Raw genomic sequence first — 14,635 nt, forward strand, 5'->3', positions numbered from 1 at the left:
GCAAACTATGGGACAGCAGTGAGGAGAAGTCCCCCTTTCATAAAGGGGGATTTAGGGGGATTCAATTAGAAATAAAATAAACTACGGAATATTAAAAATTCAAATCAACCCTACTCAATGAATCTCCTACTGTCTCCATCATCTCTGAAGCGAGTTCTACAATATCTATGCTATCAAGGCCTGACATCCAGTCCCATGAACCCGACTGTGCCTGTTGTTTATATTTTTCCTGCTGTTCGAACTGATCTGCTATTTTTTCCATCTCCAGCCTTTGTTCTAGCATCTTTTGTTCTGGTGTCTTTATTATTCTCATTTGAAGTTCCTTTTTATTTTTATACAGCTTTTCTCAATGTATAAAAAAAGCCTTTCATATGAAAGGCTTTTCATCAGGTAACCGGAATTACAATGTTGCCAAAATATCTTTTAGAGTCTGACGAGGATTTTCCGACTTGGTAATTGGTCGTCCAATCACCAGATGTGTTGATCCATCCAGCATTGCCTGTTTTGGTGTCACAATACGTTTTTGATCGTCTGCATTTGAACCTTCAGGACGAATCCCAGGAGTGACCAGTGCAAAGTCTTGTCCAATGGTTTCACGCAGCATTTTCGCTTCTTGTGCGGAACAGACCACCCCATCCAGGCCACTGTCTTTGGTGAGTTGAGCCAGACGTTTTACATGTTCATTAGGCTCGATATCCAAGCCAATATCTTTCAAGTCTTCACGCCCCATTGAAGTCAACACAGTTACCGCAATGAGTTGAGTCTTATAGTTACCTGCTTTTAAACGCTCAACACAGGTCTCCATCATTTTACGACCACCTGAAGCGTGGACATTGACCATCCACACGCCCAAGTCTGCCGCAGCACATACCGCTTGTGCAGTGGTATTCGGAATATCATGGAACTTCAGATCTAAAAACACGTCAAAACCTTTGTCTTGAAGTGCTTTTACAATGATAGGACCTTCATGAGTAAATAACTCTTTGCCCACCTTTACTCGACATAAGGCAGGATCGAGCTGCTCTGCAATCGTTAAGGCATCAAATTGACTTTTAGCATCCAGTGCAACGATGATACTCATGAGAAGACCCTTCAAATTGACAAAATTAAACCATTATACGGATTAGCCCTATAACAACCAAGAATATTTTCGCAAAAATGATTTTTTGATTCAAATTAAGTCATTTATTTATATAATTTTTATATATTTTTTCTAAATATAATTTAACAATAAAAAAACGCCTTAGAAGCTAAGCTAAAAGGCGTTTAATCAAAACAGGCGAAGTAAAAAAATCAGTAGATTACTTCGACTTCTCATTTTTGTCTAAAGCGGTGCCGATGGCCTGTCATTAGAATTAATATCTAATACTGTTTTCTCATGTCGTGTATGAGCTGCCGCTTCTGCTGCCATCATCTTGGCAGTATTCAACTGTTCCTTACGTAGATGTTCAATATCTTTACGTAGTCGTTTAATTTCCCAATTACTCTGAAAAACGCGGAAAACCTGCACACCGAGTAACAAGCCAACCACTATTCCTAAGGAAAGAGTCAAAAGGAGCAATAACCCTAAGCGCATTGCAGGAACTTGAGTAAATAACAAGTCCACTGAGACCTCAGTCCCGTTTTGCAACACCAAAGCTAATGAATAGCCAAAGATGAGCAATAAAAGAATGACCAGAACGTAACGCATGAACACCCCGTAAATATCTTGTTTATTTGTTTGCAGATTCGTTTACTGCATCACGAAGTGCTTTACCTGGCTTAAAGTGTGGAACAGCTTTTGCTGCAACTTCAACAGATTTACCAGTTTTAGGATTACGACCCACACGAGGCTCACGATGATGCAATGCAAAGCTGCCAAACCCGCGAATCTCAATACGGTTATCAGATGATAAAGCTTCAATCATTTGATCAATCATAATTTTAACTGCTTCTTCCACTAAAGGTTCAGCCAAATGCGGATTCTTTAGCGCGATGCGCTCTATTAAGTCAGACTTATTAAGTGCTTCAGTAGTCATCTGCGACCTCTTTAATTATCAAGCTACTCGGGATCTATTTTCCGATAATAACCTGTTTAAATACAAAACGGTAGCGCAATAATTAAATACTACGCTACCGTTTACAGTATTTGTGTAAAAAGTATTACTTAACTTACATTAACAATACAATTCACCATCTACTCTTAGTGATTCATTTGCGCTTTGATCAAGTCACCAATAGTTTTAGGACCATTGTCTTGACCAGCAGCAGCTGTTTTCAGGTTAGCAACAGCTTCTTTCTCTTCAGCTTCGTCTTTCGCTTTGATAGACAAGTTGATAGAGCGAGATTTACGATCTACATTGATGATCTTAGCTTCAACTTCTTGACCAACTTCTAGGAATTTAGTCGCATCTTCAACGCGGTCGCGGTTGATTTCAGATGCTTTAAGAGTTGCTTCAACTTCATCAGCTAACTTAACAGTAGCGCCTTTAGCGTCAACTGCAGTTACAGTACCTTTAACAAGCGCACCGCGTTCGTTAGCAGCTAAGAAATCGTTGAACGGATCGCTGTTCAATTGTTTGATACCAAGGCTGATACGGTTGCCTTCAGCATCTACAGACAGGATAACTGCTTCAACAGTGTCACCTTTCTTGTAACGACGGATCGCTTCTTCGCCTTGTTCGTTCCAAGAGATGTCAGACAAGTGAACTAGACCATCGATACCGCCTGGTAAACCGATGAAGATACCGAAGTCAGTGATTGACTTGATAGTACCTGAAACTTTTTCACCTTTGTCGTGGTTCTTAGCAAACTCTTCCCATGGGTTAGCACGAGTTTGTTTGATACCAAGAGAAATACGACGACGCTCTTCGTCTACTTCAAGAACCATAACATCAACTTCGTCACCGATCTGAACTACTTTAGATGGGTGGATGTTTTTGTTAGTGTGGTCCATTTCTGAAACGTGTACTAAGCCTTCAACGCCTTCAGCGATTTCTGCGAAACAGCCGTAGTCAGTCAGGTTAGTTACGCGAGCTTTAACGATAGAACCTTTAGGGTAACGGCTCATGATCGCTAACCATGGATCTTCGCCTAATTGTTTAAGGCCTAAAGATACGCGGTTACGTTCGCGGTCGAATTTAAGTACTTTAACAGTAACTTCTTGACCCACTTCAACAACTTCTGATGGGTGCTTGATACGTTTCCAAGCCATATCAGTGATGTGAAGAAGACCGTCGATACCGCCAAGGTCAACGAATGCACCGTAGTCAGTAAGGTTTTTGATAGTACCAGTAACTGTTTGACCTTCTTCAAGCTGAGCAAGAAGCGCTTCACGGTCAGCTGAAGATTCAGCTTCCATAACAGCACGACGTGAAACAACAACGTTGTTACGTTTAGCGTCAAGTTTGATTACTTTGAATTCTAACTCTTTACCTTCCAAGTGAGTAGTATCACGGATAGGACGAGTATCAACTAAAGAACCTGGAAGGAACGCACGAACTGGACCGATGTCAACAGTGAAACCGCCTTTAACTTTACCAGAGATAACACCAGTAACGATTTCGCCGTCTTCAAAGATTTTTTCAAGTTTAGTCCAAGTCTCAGCGCGTTTAGCTTTTTCGCGAGAAAGAACTGTTTGACCCATACCGTTGTCAAGTGCTTCAACAACTACGTCTACAGTGTCGCCAACTTGAACTTCAAGTTCGCGCTGTTCATTTAAGAACTCAGCACGGTCAACAACGCCTTCAGATTTAAGGCCAGTGTCAACAGTTACCCAATCAGAGTCGATGCTTACTACAACGCCTTGGATGACTGCACCCTTTTCAACGTTGAGGTTTAATTCGCTTTCTTCAAAGAGGGCTGCAAAAGATTCGGTCATGATATATCCGATAAAGTCAGCGGTCTTGGATCAGACAAGGCCGGTTTAATTAAGCATCTACATAGTCCATATAAAACTGATCAAGCTATGCGTCTGCTGAAATAATAGGGTTATTGAGCTAATTGCTGATCCACATATGTGGTCATCAGCTTGAATACTTCATCGATATTCAGATCTGAACTGTCGATGATGTACGCATCAGCAGCAGGTTTGAGCGGAGCAACAGTGCGTTCCATATCTCGTTTATCCCGCGCTTCGATATTAGCTAAAATGTCGTTTATTTTAACATCCAGCCCCATACCCTGCAACTGCTTTACACGTCTTTGCGCACGGGATTCAGCCGAAGCTGTCAAATAAATCTTGGCTTGTGCCTCTGGGAAGATACTGGTCGCCATATCGCGGCCATCTGCCACCAGACCAGGGGCTTGAGCAAAAGCATGCTGCCGGGCCACCAAAGCGGTTCTAAGTTCAGGAATTGCAGCAACTTTTGAAGCATACTCACCGACACGTTCAGTACGGATAGTTTGGGAGACATCTTCACCATTCAGCCATACTTGAACACCTGATTCAGTACTGACAAATCGGATGTCCAAATTTGTTGCAATTTGTACGCATTCAGCCAGTTTAGTATCCAGTTCATCGAGTAAATTATGGTGATGCAATGACAGTCCTAATAAACGATACAAAGCCCCTGAATCCAGTAAATGAAACTGGTAATGTGCTGCCAGTTTTGCAGCCAGTGTGCCTTTGCCAGATCCGCTTGGACCATCAATGGTAATAATTTGAACTGTCATTACTTTCCCGTTATTTATACAGATTTTGCAAGTTTTGCGAGGCCTAGTTTAATCCCTGTTTTAAGCTGTGCAAGAATTAATTTACTGACAAATGGAAAACGCGCCTGCAATTCTATCGTATAAGTCACCAGACTTTTGTTATCATCCAATGCTTCAAATTCAATAATACCCAAATGATGTTTAATCAAAGGATTCTTTACGATCTTGTATTCAATACGGGAGTTCGGCTCTAGCAAGGTAATTTGCTCTTTTAGCGGCTTGACTGGACCTAAACCCATGCTACGCACAGAACCCACCCCATCTGGGCGCTCAGGGTCTGCCGAATCCTTAATCCGTTCCACCTGCATTGGTGCAAAAGCCACGTTATAAGCATCGTGTTTAGACAGCAATTCAAAAACCTTATCAATCGCTGCTGGGAATTCTTTTTTTACCTGAATCGCATTTTTCATTTTTCTTTTTCCTGAAAATAAATGATTTTAAAGTGAGCAAAGTTTAACGAATTAGATTCGATTTATTTATGAGCATTCAGTAATTTTTCTTGCAATTTCAGCTGGCGTTTTTGTTCACGACGCAACTTGAAAAATGCACTCAACTGCTCAGCACACTGCTGCTGCATACAGCCCGAGTCAAATAGAAATACATGATTATAGTAGCCAGTCTCAAAAAGCTTGCGTGCACTCACCAAAGAACCTGCTTTGGGCTCATTTGTACCAAAAACGACCCGTGAAATACGCGAATGCACCAATGCACCTACACACATGGTGCACGGTTCCAGAGTTACATAGAGGACAGCATCTTCAGGCAGGCGGTAGTTTTTCAGGTTCTGACAAGCTTCACGTAATGCTACGATTTCAGCATGGGCAGTCGGATCATTTAAAGAAATAGGCGCATTGTAGCCACGGCCAATGACCTGATTTTGACTGACAATCACCGCACCTACAGGAATTTCACCCTGCTCAGCAGCAAGTGCAGCCTGCTCATAAGCAAGCCGCATCCAGTATTCATCGGTAAATTGTGTTTCGGACATTCAGACTTAAATCACATCATAGTGCTTGAGTAGCTCATTCCAGCTTTCAATGGTGGTTACCGGTGGATTCTGAGACAGAATGCCTTTCAGGCTTAAATCACTACCCTTTTGCCATTCTGGAGACAGATCTTTATCAACCAGTCGTGCACGTACACCTTCAACAAAATCAGGATGACGGATTTTCCAATCTGAAATCTGGGTTTCCAGTTCAAAAATTTCATTCCATGAATGAACCTGTTTACCCCATTGCCATAATAACCAGCTTAGAGCAGCGGTTGCAGGTGAGCCTTTTTGCAGGTTTTCGCTGGCCTGACGCAACCAGTCACTGCGCGCATCACTTAGACCGATAATCGATTCATAGTCATGTTCAAAGTTCATTCCACGACATACACTGTGGATTACATCCAGTGAGTTTTGCAGAGGACCCGGGCCTACCGGACGATGCATACTATTCAAGGTATCATCAATCGCACGGAAATCGCCAGCTGGATAATGTTCCCAGTCTATATTTACGACCTTATCTAATACTGAATCACGCTGTGCATCACAGATATGAGTCGCCCAGCCAATACCGTAAGCACCAGCAGCGGTCATGATTGAACCCGTTAAACCCGTAAACAGACCAATCGCTCCACGGTCTGCCAGGAAGCGGGTCGCACCCACATCTGGATATAAACCGATATTAATCTCAGGCATGGCCAGACGTGAATACGGCGTCACCAAACGGAATGGAGCCGCCATAAACAGGCCTAAACCACCACCCATAACATAACCTTCACCCCACACCAATACCGGCTTGGCATAGTTATGCAGCAATAGATCTAGCGCATATTCCTGTTCAAAAAACTTATTAGCGGTTGCCACTTCATCATTAATTACTAACTGACGCAGCTTACGTACATCCCCACCGGCACAAAATGCTTTCGGGGTAGTTGAATCCAGCCAGATCGCTTTTACGCTGTCATCTGTATGAAAGTCCTGAAAAACTTCCAGTAGTGCAGAAACCAGAGATTCATCTAAAGCGTGTAATGATTTTGGACGATTCAGGCGTACAATGCGCCAGCCATTGTTGGCTTGTTCAACAATCAGGTCCGGATGGTAAGGTTTAGTTACAGGAGAATAAGTCATGCGTCCAGCTGCCAATCTATAGGCTCAATGCCATGTTGTTTGAGATAATTATTCGTTTTCGAAAAAACTTTACAACCAAAAAAACCACCCCGGTTTGCTGACAAAGGCGAAGGATGTGCTGCCTTTAAGACCAGGTGTTTATTTTGATCAATGCGCTGTCCTTTACGCTGTGCGTATGCGCCCCAAAGAATAAAAACGATATGTTCACGTTGTTCATTCAATACATCAATGACGTGATCTGTGAATTCTTCCCAACCACGTTTCTGATGTGAAGTTGGCTGTGCAGCCTCTACGGTCAGTACAGCGTTGAGCAGAAGTACACCCTGTTCCGCCCAATGAGTTAAATCACCATGTTTAGGGATTTTTACGCCTAAATCATTATGTAACTCATGAAAAATATTACGTAAAGATGGAGGTAATGCAACCCCTTTTTGCACCGAGAAGCTTAAACCATGCGCCTGATTCGGACCATGATAAGGATCCTGACCAATAATCACCACTTTAACCCGGTCTAATGGCGTCGTATTCAAAGCATTAAAAATCAGGTGATTCGGTGGATAAATCACCTTGTCTGCTTTTTTTTCTTCAATTAAAAACGTTTTTAACGCATCCATTTTTGGACTCAATAAAAACTCACTGAGTCCATATTTCCAGCTGTCATCTAACTGAACTTTATTCAGTTTGGCAATTTGCTGTTCATTTAAAGACATGCTTCAATCCTAAATCTATGTCAGTCTGCGTTTATATTCGAATTTTTAAGGCTGGACTTGCAGATCCACAGCCGGATTATGAAATGGAAGACCCTGTTTCAGTTTCGCAAACATCTCTGGATCTGTCCATTCTGCACGCACCTGCTCCGAGAATTCAATCTGTTCCAGGCTAAGTGGACCCATTTGTTCATTCTGGATATCTTCCAGAAAGCTTTGCGCATAGCCGGTATCAGTTTCATGGACAATCACAGAGTAAACTTCAACATCCCCTTCACCATTCTGGGTGACAGTAGATATCAGTACCTGCTGAGCCAAGAAGAAGAAAATACGTGAAAACTGTTCTGCAGATGGCGAAACCGGCAAAGATACCCAGCGTGCACTAAAATTCTTGCATGCCTGAATATATTCAGGATCATCTTTTTGCCAAAAGCAGATCGCATGGTCAAAAGAATCAAAAAAATCCTTAATCACCCCTTTGAGCAGACCAAAATCATATACCATCTGGCCATGATCCAACTTCGACGCTTTCAGCAATAACTCAACTTTATAACTGTGACCATGAATCGAACGTTTACAGCGATCCGAGGTGCAGTTACGCACAATATGAGCATTTTCAAACTTAAATAACTTACGAATTAACATATGCCGTAATGTCGTCAAAAAATAGGTGAATTAATTTCAATTATAAAGCAAAAGTAAACCGATGAGGATTAATTTTGCAGTTCGTCATGATAGGCAAAAGGGATTGAAGCGAAAACAGATTAAATTCCAAAAAATGAGATTATTTAAAAATGGTGGAATTTTAAAAAGGTGCCATGCTTCGATAGGCAACATAAACCTTCTTGTCCTGCCGCACCAGATCACTACTAAACTGACGTTTACGCTCACTCAGCATCACTTCGATACGTGCTTTAAAGTGATTGGATTGCACCCCAAGCAGGTTATTAAACAGGTTGTGTTTGGCTGCATCCACCTGAGCAAAGGGTTCTAGTGTCCAAAGATCAGCTACATTGGAAAAATATTCCAGATTTGCCTGACGGCGATCCAGCAATTGCTGCACGGCATTCACATCCAGCTTTTCATCCATGCTCGCCAAAAGAAATGCAGATGCGGTATTAATATTGACCGTAGTATCTGCTACAGGCGCAGTACTTAGATAAGGTGCAATTAGTTTGTACTTGTTTTCTTCAAAGCCTCGTACCAGTTTCAGCTCTTCAACGCTATGAAATTTGGCATTCGGAGGTAGAGAACCATTCGGCAAGCCCTGATAATAATTGGATTCTGCGCCCATTGGTCCACTTGGCATTTCATCTTCATCCTGCCAGTCGATCACGGCTTCACTCAACTGCTCTGGCAATCCAGCACGTTTTAATATCAGCTCGAACCAGGCTTTAGCATTTTCATTCACCGTGCCTTCTGCTGTAATCAGGCTATTTAAATTAAACTTACCTGACTCATCTTGCAGTATTCCCGAGACATAACCATCTTCAACCGGAAAAGCCGGCATTGGCTGCGCCCAGGTTTCATTTAAATGATCAACTTCCGCTGCATTCTCTGCGTCATCGACCAGCAATTCAGAAAAAAACGCTTCAGCACTTTTGGCATACATCAAAGACTGGTTTTGTCGCATTAAATAGGCGGTGCTTTCAGCAGTTGCGGCCTGACGTTTAGCAATAGTCGCAGCCAAAATAGTTGCAAGTGCCACCATCACTAGAATGGTAATCAGAGCAATCCCCTTCTGCTGTTTGATCATCATTGCTTTGTTCATCTGCATTTTATTATTCTTTGTCAGGTTAACTTTTGGGTTTCAAGCAGGAAATCTGTATTCAATAAACTGAAAATCCACTCATAACTGACCCCATTAACCATTAAGTTAATTTTAATGCCTTTGGGTAAACGCTGTTTTTGCTCAATCTGATTTAAATCAAAAGATGAGTCTGGCCATTGGGTCATTTCATTTGGATTAAGTACTACGATCTGAAACTGCTCAACCTCGGACAACAACACACTGGATTCAGGTTGATCACGCCCGGTCTGGTTTAAATTCCGGTATTTCAGGCGATAGAGTTTTTGTTCATCTGCCCGGTACTGATATTCAACCCGTTCATCTGGAGAAATCCCCTCTTCCAGAGGATCGGTGACTCCAGTCTTACTAAAGTTAAAACGTCCGTTTTGCAAAACCAGTGCCGGCTGAATATCACCATTAATATTGGCCGTTAAAGGCACCGCCTGCACCGTATCACGCAAGATCTGCTGATAAGTATCTTGCAACTGACTTAAGCGCTGTTCATGCACTGCATTACGGTCTTTGGTTTGTACAATATAATCAAATACTTTCCAGCCTAGAGCAGAGAGTACGGCGAAAATAGCAATAGCAACCAGTAGTTCGACCAGCGTAAATCCCTTAGACTTCATGGCGCTTCATTCATCCGGTGATTAAAGAACATCAAGCTGCTAATTCCATTTTCTGCCTGACCGGTTTCAGTGTTGACCAGACTCACCTGTAATTCAATGCGTTGTACATTAGGACTTACAGTGGGTTCACTGCGCTTATCAATTTGCCAGGTTTCGCCCTGTTGAGTGAGTTGTTTAGATTCTGTACCAGTAAGCCACTGCTGATTAATTTCCATCAGTGCCGCTTCATTCAAGGCAACAAACTGGGCTTGGGTTCTCAAAATGGCATTCGAAGTCGATTGGGTATATTGCATAGCAACTTTAGTCAGGGTCATGGCTGCTGTGGCAAAGATCGCCAGCGCGACCATCACTTCCAGCAAGGTAAATCCTGAGGCACGATTAAGTCGAGTAATCCTCGACCTGAGCGGCATTATCGCGCAAAAAAGTCCGAAAGCTGTGCTTGAGGAGCCGCGATGAGTGAAACGCTGTTTCACCGCTGCGCAAGACGAAGAGCTATACTCGGATTGCGCACGATCAGCATTTGACTTAAACGGCTTGATTACATCAGCTCCGGCACTCTGCTTGAAAACCCTAGCTTTCATGGACTTTACCCAAGTGATCAATTTCAATCGGATTGCCCACTACACGATCTTCCAGATAGAACTGGATTCTGACCGGTTTAACTTCACCATTGCCTAACCAGATCAGCTTGGGTGCATTGGCTTCAGTAAGATCCCGATTTTGGGCATTATTATAACGCTGCTCTAAAGACTGAATCCGGAAAGAGACCTGCTCTGGCAAATTACGCAGATTAAACTCCGCATAGCTTTGCCATTTCTGCTGATTTAAAGTGGGTTCTGCTGGATTAAGGGCGCGATATTCCACGACCCCGTAGCGAAATGGTGAAACATCAGTGGCAGCCTGAACATCAAGCGCAAGAATACGAGACTGATCATTGGATTCCCGCAAGATTCTTTGCAAATCCAGTAACAGGACTTCCCGCGCCTGCATTACCTTGCGCTGATCTACCCCACCAATATTCAATACAACCAATGACGCCATAATACTCATAATCACAATCACCACCATCACTTCGATTAGAGTGAATCCACGAATGGAGGCGTGATGTGATCTGATCATAGGCAACTCTTAGGCGAACTGCTCGGCAGGATGGACCTGTTTCGGTAAAGCTAAAGCTTGATCAATAAGGGCAACGCGCAAGGTATCGCGTGAACCGAGATAGCGCTGATAAAAACTGGAGTTCAGAATCGCAGCTGCACCATGGGTCATCGACCAAATTGAGGCCAGATAATCACGCACCGACATGCTGCTATTGATTGAAGCCAGATAGCTTTCAGTCATACGGATAATCAGACGTAAGCGCTGTTTGCGCACCTGATAAAGTTCGCTAAACAGATGTTGGATACCCACACCCGTTGTCGACAAACGCTCTTCAATCTGATGGAACAAGACAGTACGTTCAGGGTGATGCAGATGATGCAACATAAAGAATGCCAGATGTTCAGGAAAAGCCTTATCACTATCCTGGATCATTTCCAGCAACATGCGCTCATTACGGATAATCAGCAATATGTACAATTCATCTTTACTCTGGAAATGCTTATAAAGAGTGCCTTTGGCCAGATCCAGTTCTGCTGCCAGTGCATCCAGGGTCATCCCTGCTTCACCATTTTCTAGCAGTAACTGTTCTGCAACTTGAAAAATCAAGGTTTCTCTTGCTCGAAACTGAGCCTGACGATCCATCTTCACCCTATAACTCTCTTGTACTCTTATCTAACTTTACTTACTTTGAATTCAGAAGATTCTCAAAGTTCTGCTTTGTGATATAAGCCATTTCTTCTAGCGACTTATCATATACATCGCAAAGGGCTTTGGCTACATAAGGAACGTATTTTGGTTCATTAGATTTGCCACGATATGGCATTGGAGCAAGGTAAGGACTATCCGTTTCGATTAAAACGCGATCAAGTGGAACCTGTTTGGCCACGTCACGCAAATCCTGGGCATTTTTAAAAGAAACAATACCGGAGAAAGACACATAATAACCGCAGTCTAAAACAGTTTTAGCGGTTTCCCAATCTTCGGTAAAACAGTGCAAAATGCCATGGGTAGATTTTTCTGCACGGATAATATCAACCGTGTCATGCTTGGCGGAACGGGTATGCACGACGACAGGTTTTTTCACGATTTGTGAGGCATGGATATGACGGGCAAAACAGTCTTTTTGCTCGGCAATAAAATCGGTGCTGTGATAATAATCGAGTCCCGTTTCACCCAGCGCCCAGACTTTTTCTGGCTGTGCCAGTTCAACCAGATATTCAGTGGTCGCACGCGCCATTGTCGCCGCATCTTCGCAAGGATGTACACCAACGGTATAACCGACATCAGGATGACGGGCCGCGATTTTAGCCAACTCGATATGATCATCCAGATCCACCGAGATACTCATAAACTTGGATACGCCTGCTTCACGGGCCTGAGCGAGCGCCTGATCCAGATCACCGTTATAAGGTGTTAAATCAAGCAGCGTTAAATGGCAATGAGTATCTACAAACACAATGAGTTCCTACCAAAGGTAAATTAACTACATAGTGTAACTTTTACGTCCATCAGATTTAAGACCCGCAACCAGACGATCTGCTTCATTTTTGAAGAAAACACCTTTTTCACCGGTGAGCTGAATCCCAAAACCTTGTGGCTTGATGCCATTCTGCTTTTGAGAAACCCAGATTACTTTTCCGGTTAAAGGAATTTTCTGCGTCTGTTCAGGTAAAGTCGTCAAAACAAAAACTTCTTCACCTAATTTTACTGGCTGCTTGGAAGGAATAAAAAGTCCACCACCTACAACATATGGCATATAACTGGCAAATAACGTTTCAATATCCGGAATATTGGCCTGAATAATACCGCCCATACGTGGTTGCATCTTGTTTTCCCCTTAAGCTAAAGATTCATCAGCTTGATACACAATTCATCGAGCACCAGATTACTTTGTACGTTCTGCTCTAGATATTGTTTGGCTCGCTGAAAATCCTCATAAATTTTAAAAAGTGTTTCCAATGAATATTGTTCGGCCAATACATTAAAGTCCAGATCAATGTTTTTTACGGCCTGATTTAGCTTGACACAAATTAAATCGGACAACAAGTATTCAAACATTTGACTAAATTCACCAAAACTTAGGCTTTTATTCCATTTGGTCGCAATTGCCATTGGCATATTTTTTTGAATGACCAGTTTTTTCCAGTCTTCCATGAATTCCTGACGTAATGGCAACCAGGAACTTCGTGCAACCTCAATCGCTTGCAAAGGCATCTGATTGGATAAATTCATTAATAGCTGCTGCTGGCTCGAACCTGCTTCAGGTAACTGCGCCTCTACATATTCACTGAATTGCGCTGATGAAATCCGGTCTAAGGCAAAATGCTGTAAACGACTGCGAATAGTTGCAGGCAATTTCAGATAATGATCCGCAAGCAGAATAATGACAATATTTTCACCCGGTTCTTCCAGAGTTTTCAGCAAGGCATTAGAAGAAGCAATATTTAATGCTTCAGCGGGTTCAATGACAATGACACGCCAGCCATCGACGGTCTGCTGTACAAAAGGCAGAAGATCACGGATCTTTTCAATTTTAATTTTGGCATTCTGTTTTTTATTGTCTTCATCAGTGCTGATATAGACGTAATTCGGATGGGTATCCGCTTTCAGCCACTGACAACTGCCACACTCACCGCATGACCCCTTAGGCTGACGGTTCAGGCATAAAACCCAGGCCAGAAACTGCTGGGCAAAGGCTTCTTTACCACAGCCTTTTTTTCCATAGAACAATAAACCATGCCCAAGCTTAGGAAAACGCCCGGTTAGCGTATCCCAAACCTGTTGCTGCCATGGATAAATCTGTGCATTGACATCAAGCGGCATGGAGAATTCTCAAATTAAGCAAAAGAAGATGGATCCATCTGGTTCAAGCGATCTAGATCTTCCTGCGTATCGACACCTGGCGGTAAATTGGCTTCTGCCACAGCAATGGCAATACGGTGACCATTTTCCAGTACACGTAACTGTTCTAAAGATTCCAGTTTTTCCAGCACACCTATTTCCCAGGTTACATATTCCTGTAGCAGTTTCACGCGGTAAGCATATAAGCCCAAATGGCGATAAGCCTGATCATGCAGTTTCTGTTCAGTCAGCTTGGCACCATCACGGTCATAAGGAATCGTAGCACGACTAAAATACAGTGCCTGATTATGCTTAGCCATCACAACCTTAACGATACTGTCACGCTTGAATTCCTCTAAATGATGAATTGGCTCACACAGAGTCGACATTGAGCAAGCTGGTTGATCTTCTAAGAGTTGCGCGACCTGTTTAACTAACTGGGCTGGCAATAAAGGTTCATCACCCTGTACATTCACAATAATGTCATCACTCGCCCAGCCCTTGATTCGAGCTACCTCGCTTAGACGATCGGTACCTGATGGATGATCTGCTGAAGTCAGGACCACATCAACGCCTTCAGCACGGCAAACTTCGGCAATACGTTCATCATCTGTTGCCACACACAGGTCATCAAAGCCCTGTACTTTTTTGGCCTGATCCACGACACGCAGAATCATCGGACGACCATGGATTTCCAGCAAAGGTTTACCCGGCAAACGTGAACTGGAGAAGCGTGCAGGAATAACTATATGTTTCATCG

The 14,635-nt window shown here is 42.9% G+C and carries 20 protein-coding genes; all 20 read right to left on the bottom strand.

The genetic code is table 11. The features are described from left to right. Positions 1-91 precede the first annotated feature (91 nt). The 20 genes from G5T77_RS04755 to kdsB all read right to left on the bottom strand — a co-directional run bounded on the left by G5T77_RS04755 (position 92) and on the right by kdsB (position 14,633). The gene (locus G5T77_RS04755; RefSeq protein ID WP_005236122.1) at positions 92-313 is read right to left on the bottom strand and encodes a hypothetical protein; all 222 of its coding nucleotides are present in this window, start codon (positions 311-313) and stop codon (positions 92-94) included. An 87-nt stretch (positions 314-400) separates the two neighbouring features. Then, a complete protein-coding gene (gene pyrF, locus G5T77_RS04760; protein WP_171521872.1) occupies positions 401-1,096 on the bottom strand; it encodes an orotidine-5'-phosphate decarboxylase in 696 nt (231 codons plus the stop codon). A gap of 228 nt (positions 1,097-1,324) precedes the next feature. Further along, the gene (locus tag G5T77_RS04765) at positions 1,325-1,690 is read right to left on the bottom strand and encodes a LapA family protein (RefSeq protein ID WP_166139462.1); all 366 of its coding nucleotides are present in this window, start codon (positions 1,688-1,690) and stop codon (positions 1,325-1,327) included. Positions 1,691-1,712: 22 nt separating this feature from the next. Next, positions 1,713-2,018, bottom strand: coding sequence for an integration host factor subunit beta (locus G5T77_RS04770; protein ID WP_005097312.1), 306 nt, complete (start codon positions 2,016-2,018; stop codon positions 1,713-1,715). 164 nt (positions 2,019-2,182) lie between these two features. After that, entirely contained in the window at positions 2,183-3,859 is a 1,677-nt protein-coding gene (rpsA, locus tag G5T77_RS04775) for a 30S ribosomal protein S1 (protein WP_004783987.1), read from the bottom strand. 110 nt (positions 3,860-3,969) lie between these two features. Beyond that, positions 3,970-4,653 (bottom strand): (d)CMP kinase, encoded by a 684-nt coding sequence (cmk, locus tag G5T77_RS04780; protein ID WP_166139451.1) that lies wholly within the window; start codon positions 4,651-4,653, stop codon positions 3,970-3,972. Between the two features lie 14 nt (positions 4,654-4,667). Continuing rightward, entirely contained in the window at positions 4,668-5,102 is a 435-nt protein-coding gene (locus tag G5T77_RS04785) for an SRPBCC family protein (RefSeq protein ID WP_166139449.1), read from the bottom strand. 62 nt (positions 5,103-5,164) lie between these two features. Continuing rightward, positions 5,165-5,680 (bottom strand): tRNA adenosine(34) deaminase TadA, encoded by a 516-nt coding sequence (tadA, locus tag G5T77_RS04790; RefSeq protein ID WP_104425959.1) that lies wholly within the window; start codon positions 5,678-5,680, stop codon positions 5,165-5,167. Between the two features lie 6 nt (positions 5,681-5,686). Then, positions 5,687-6,808 (bottom strand): enoyl-CoA hydratase/isomerase family protein, encoded by a 1,122-nt coding sequence (locus tag G5T77_RS04795; protein WP_166139446.1) that lies wholly within the window; start codon positions 6,806-6,808, stop codon positions 5,687-5,689. Then, positions 6,805-7,518, bottom strand: coding sequence for a uracil-DNA glycosylase (gene ung / locus G5T77_RS04800; protein ID WP_004783992.1), 714 nt, complete (start codon positions 7,516-7,518; stop codon positions 6,805-6,807). The genes G5T77_RS04795 and ung overlap by 4 nt, the downstream gene beginning before the upstream one ends. 45 nt (positions 7,519-7,563) lie before the next feature. Next, positions 7,564-8,160, bottom strand: coding sequence for a 6-carboxytetrahydropterin synthase (locus G5T77_RS04805; RefSeq protein WP_166139444.1), 597 nt, complete (start codon positions 8,158-8,160; stop codon positions 7,564-7,566). Positions 8,161-8,320: 160 nt separating this feature from the next. Continuing rightward, positions 8,321-9,292 (bottom strand): type II secretion system minor pseudopilin GspK, encoded by a 972-nt coding sequence (gene gspK, locus G5T77_RS04810; RefSeq protein ID WP_166139442.1) that lies wholly within the window; start codon positions 9,290-9,292, stop codon positions 8,321-8,323. Positions 9,293-9,306: 14 nt separating this feature from the next. After that, positions 9,307-9,933, bottom strand: a complete 627-nt coding sequence (gspJ, locus tag G5T77_RS04815; RefSeq protein ID WP_166139440.1) for a type II secretion system minor pseudopilin GspJ — start codon at positions 9,931-9,933, stop codon at positions 9,307-9,309. Beyond that, on the bottom strand, positions 9,930-10,514 hold the full coding sequence (gene gspI, locus G5T77_RS04820) for a type II secretion system minor pseudopilin GspI (protein WP_171521873.1): 585 nt from the start codon (positions 10,512-10,514) through the stop codon (positions 9,930-9,932). Before gspI ends, gspJ begins: the two co-directional genes overlap by 4 nt. After that, entirely contained in the window at positions 10,504-11,052 is a 549-nt protein-coding gene (locus G5T77_RS04825) for a type II secretion system protein (protein ID WP_166139438.1), read from the bottom strand. Before G5T77_RS04825 ends, gspI begins: the two co-directional genes overlap by 11 nt. A 9-nt stretch (positions 11,053-11,061) precedes the next feature. Continuing rightward, a complete protein-coding gene (locus G5T77_RS04830) occupies positions 11,062-11,676 on the bottom strand; it encodes a TetR/AcrR family transcriptional regulator (RefSeq protein ID WP_125279027.1) in 615 nt (204 codons plus the stop codon). Positions 11,677-11,716: 40 nt separating this feature from the next. Further along, the gene (locus tag G5T77_RS04835; RefSeq protein ID WP_166139436.1) at positions 11,717-12,490 is read right to left on the bottom strand and encodes a TatD family hydrolase; all 774 of its coding nucleotides are present in this window, start codon (positions 12,488-12,490) and stop codon (positions 11,717-11,719) included. Between the two features lie 27 nt (positions 12,491-12,517). Beyond that, a complete protein-coding gene (locus tag G5T77_RS04840; RefSeq protein WP_004784000.1) occupies positions 12,518-12,859 on the bottom strand; it encodes a PilZ domain-containing protein in 342 nt (113 codons plus the stop codon). Between the two features lie 17 nt (positions 12,860-12,876). Continuing rightward, complete coding sequence (locus G5T77_RS04845; RefSeq protein ID WP_166139433.1) at positions 12,877-13,857, bottom strand: DNA polymerase III subunit delta' C-terminal domain-containing protein; 981 nt, start codon at positions 13,855-13,857, stop codon at positions 12,877-12,879. Positions 13,858-13,871: 14 nt separating this feature from the next. Beyond that, on the bottom strand, positions 13,872-14,633 hold the full coding sequence (gene kdsB, locus G5T77_RS04850) for a 3-deoxy-manno-octulosonate cytidylyltransferase (RefSeq protein WP_166139431.1): 762 nt from the start codon (positions 14,631-14,633) through the stop codon (positions 13,872-13,874). Between the last annotated feature and the right edge of the window lie 2 nt (positions 14,634-14,635).

The sequence above is a fragment of the Acinetobacter sp. GFQ9D191M genome, from assembly GCF_011174875.1.
In the GTDB taxonomy this organism is placed as follows: Bacteria; Pseudomonadota; Gammaproteobacteria; order Pseudomonadales; family Moraxellaceae; genus Acinetobacter.

Bases quoted from the DNA above. Each gene is read 5' to 3' on its own strand.
- G5T77_RS04755 (WP_005236122.1), bottom strand. From the start codon at position 313: ATGAGAATAATAAAGACACCAGAACAAAAGATGCTAGAACAAAGGCTG.
- G5T77_RS04765 (WP_166139462.1), bottom strand. From the start codon at position 1,690: ATGCGTTACGTTCTGGTCATTCTTTTATTGCTCATCTTTGGCTATTCA.
- G5T77_RS04770 (WP_005097312.1), bottom strand. From the start codon at position 2,018: ATGACTACTGAAGCACTTAATAAGTCTGACTTAATAGAGCGCATCGCG.
- rpsA (WP_004783987.1), bottom strand. From the start codon at position 3,859: ATGACCGAATCTTTTGCAGCCCTCTTTGAAGAAAGCGAATTAAACCTC.
- cmk (WP_166139451.1), bottom strand. From the start codon at position 4,653: ATGACAGTTCAAATTATTACCATTGATGGTCCAAGCGGATCTGGCAAA.
- G5T77_RS04785 (WP_166139449.1), bottom strand. From the start codon at position 5,102: ATGAAAAATGCGATTCAGGTAAAAAAAGAATTCCCAGCAGCGATTGAT.
- tadA (WP_104425959.1), bottom strand. From the start codon at position 5,680: ATGTCCGAAACACAATTTACCGATGAATACTGGATGCGGCTTGCTTAT.
- G5T77_RS04795 (WP_166139446.1), bottom strand. From the start codon at position 6,808: ATGACTTATTCTCCTGTAACTAAACCTTACCATCCGGACCTGATTGTT.
- ung (WP_004783992.1), bottom strand. From the start codon at position 7,518: ATGTCTTTAAATGAACAGCAAATTGCCAAACTGAATAAAGTTCAGTTA.
- G5T77_RS04805 (WP_166139444.1), bottom strand. From the start codon at position 8,160: ATGTTAATTCGTAAGTTATTTAAGTTTGAAAATGCTCATATTGTGCGT.
- gspK (WP_166139442.1), bottom strand. From the start codon at position 9,292: ATGCAGATGAACAAAGCAATGATGATCAAACAGCAGAAGGGGATTGCT.
- gspJ (WP_166139440.1), bottom strand. From the start codon at position 9,933: ATGAAGTCTAAGGGATTTACGCTGGTCGAACTACTGGTTGCTATTGCT.
- gspI (WP_171521873.1), bottom strand. From the start codon at position 10,514: ATGAAAGCTAGGGTTTTCAAGCAGAGTGCCGGAGCTGATGTAATCAAG.
- G5T77_RS04825 (WP_166139438.1), bottom strand. From the start codon at position 11,052: ATGATCAGATCACATCACGCCTCCATTCGTGGATTCACTCTAATCGAA.
- G5T77_RS04830 (WP_125279027.1), bottom strand. From the start codon at position 11,676: ATGGATCGTCAGGCTCAGTTTCGAGCAAGAGAAACCTTGATTTTTCAA.
- G5T77_RS04840 (WP_004784000.1), bottom strand. From the start codon at position 12,859: ATGCAACCACGTATGGGCGGTATTATTCAGGCCAATATTCCGGATATT.
- G5T77_RS04845 (WP_166139433.1), bottom strand. From the start codon at position 13,857: ATGCCGCTTGATGTCAATGCACAGATTTATCCATGGCAGCAACAGGTT.
- kdsB (WP_166139431.1), bottom strand. From the start codon at position 14,633: ATGAAACATATAGTTATTCCTGCACGCTTCTCCAGTTCACGTTTGCCG.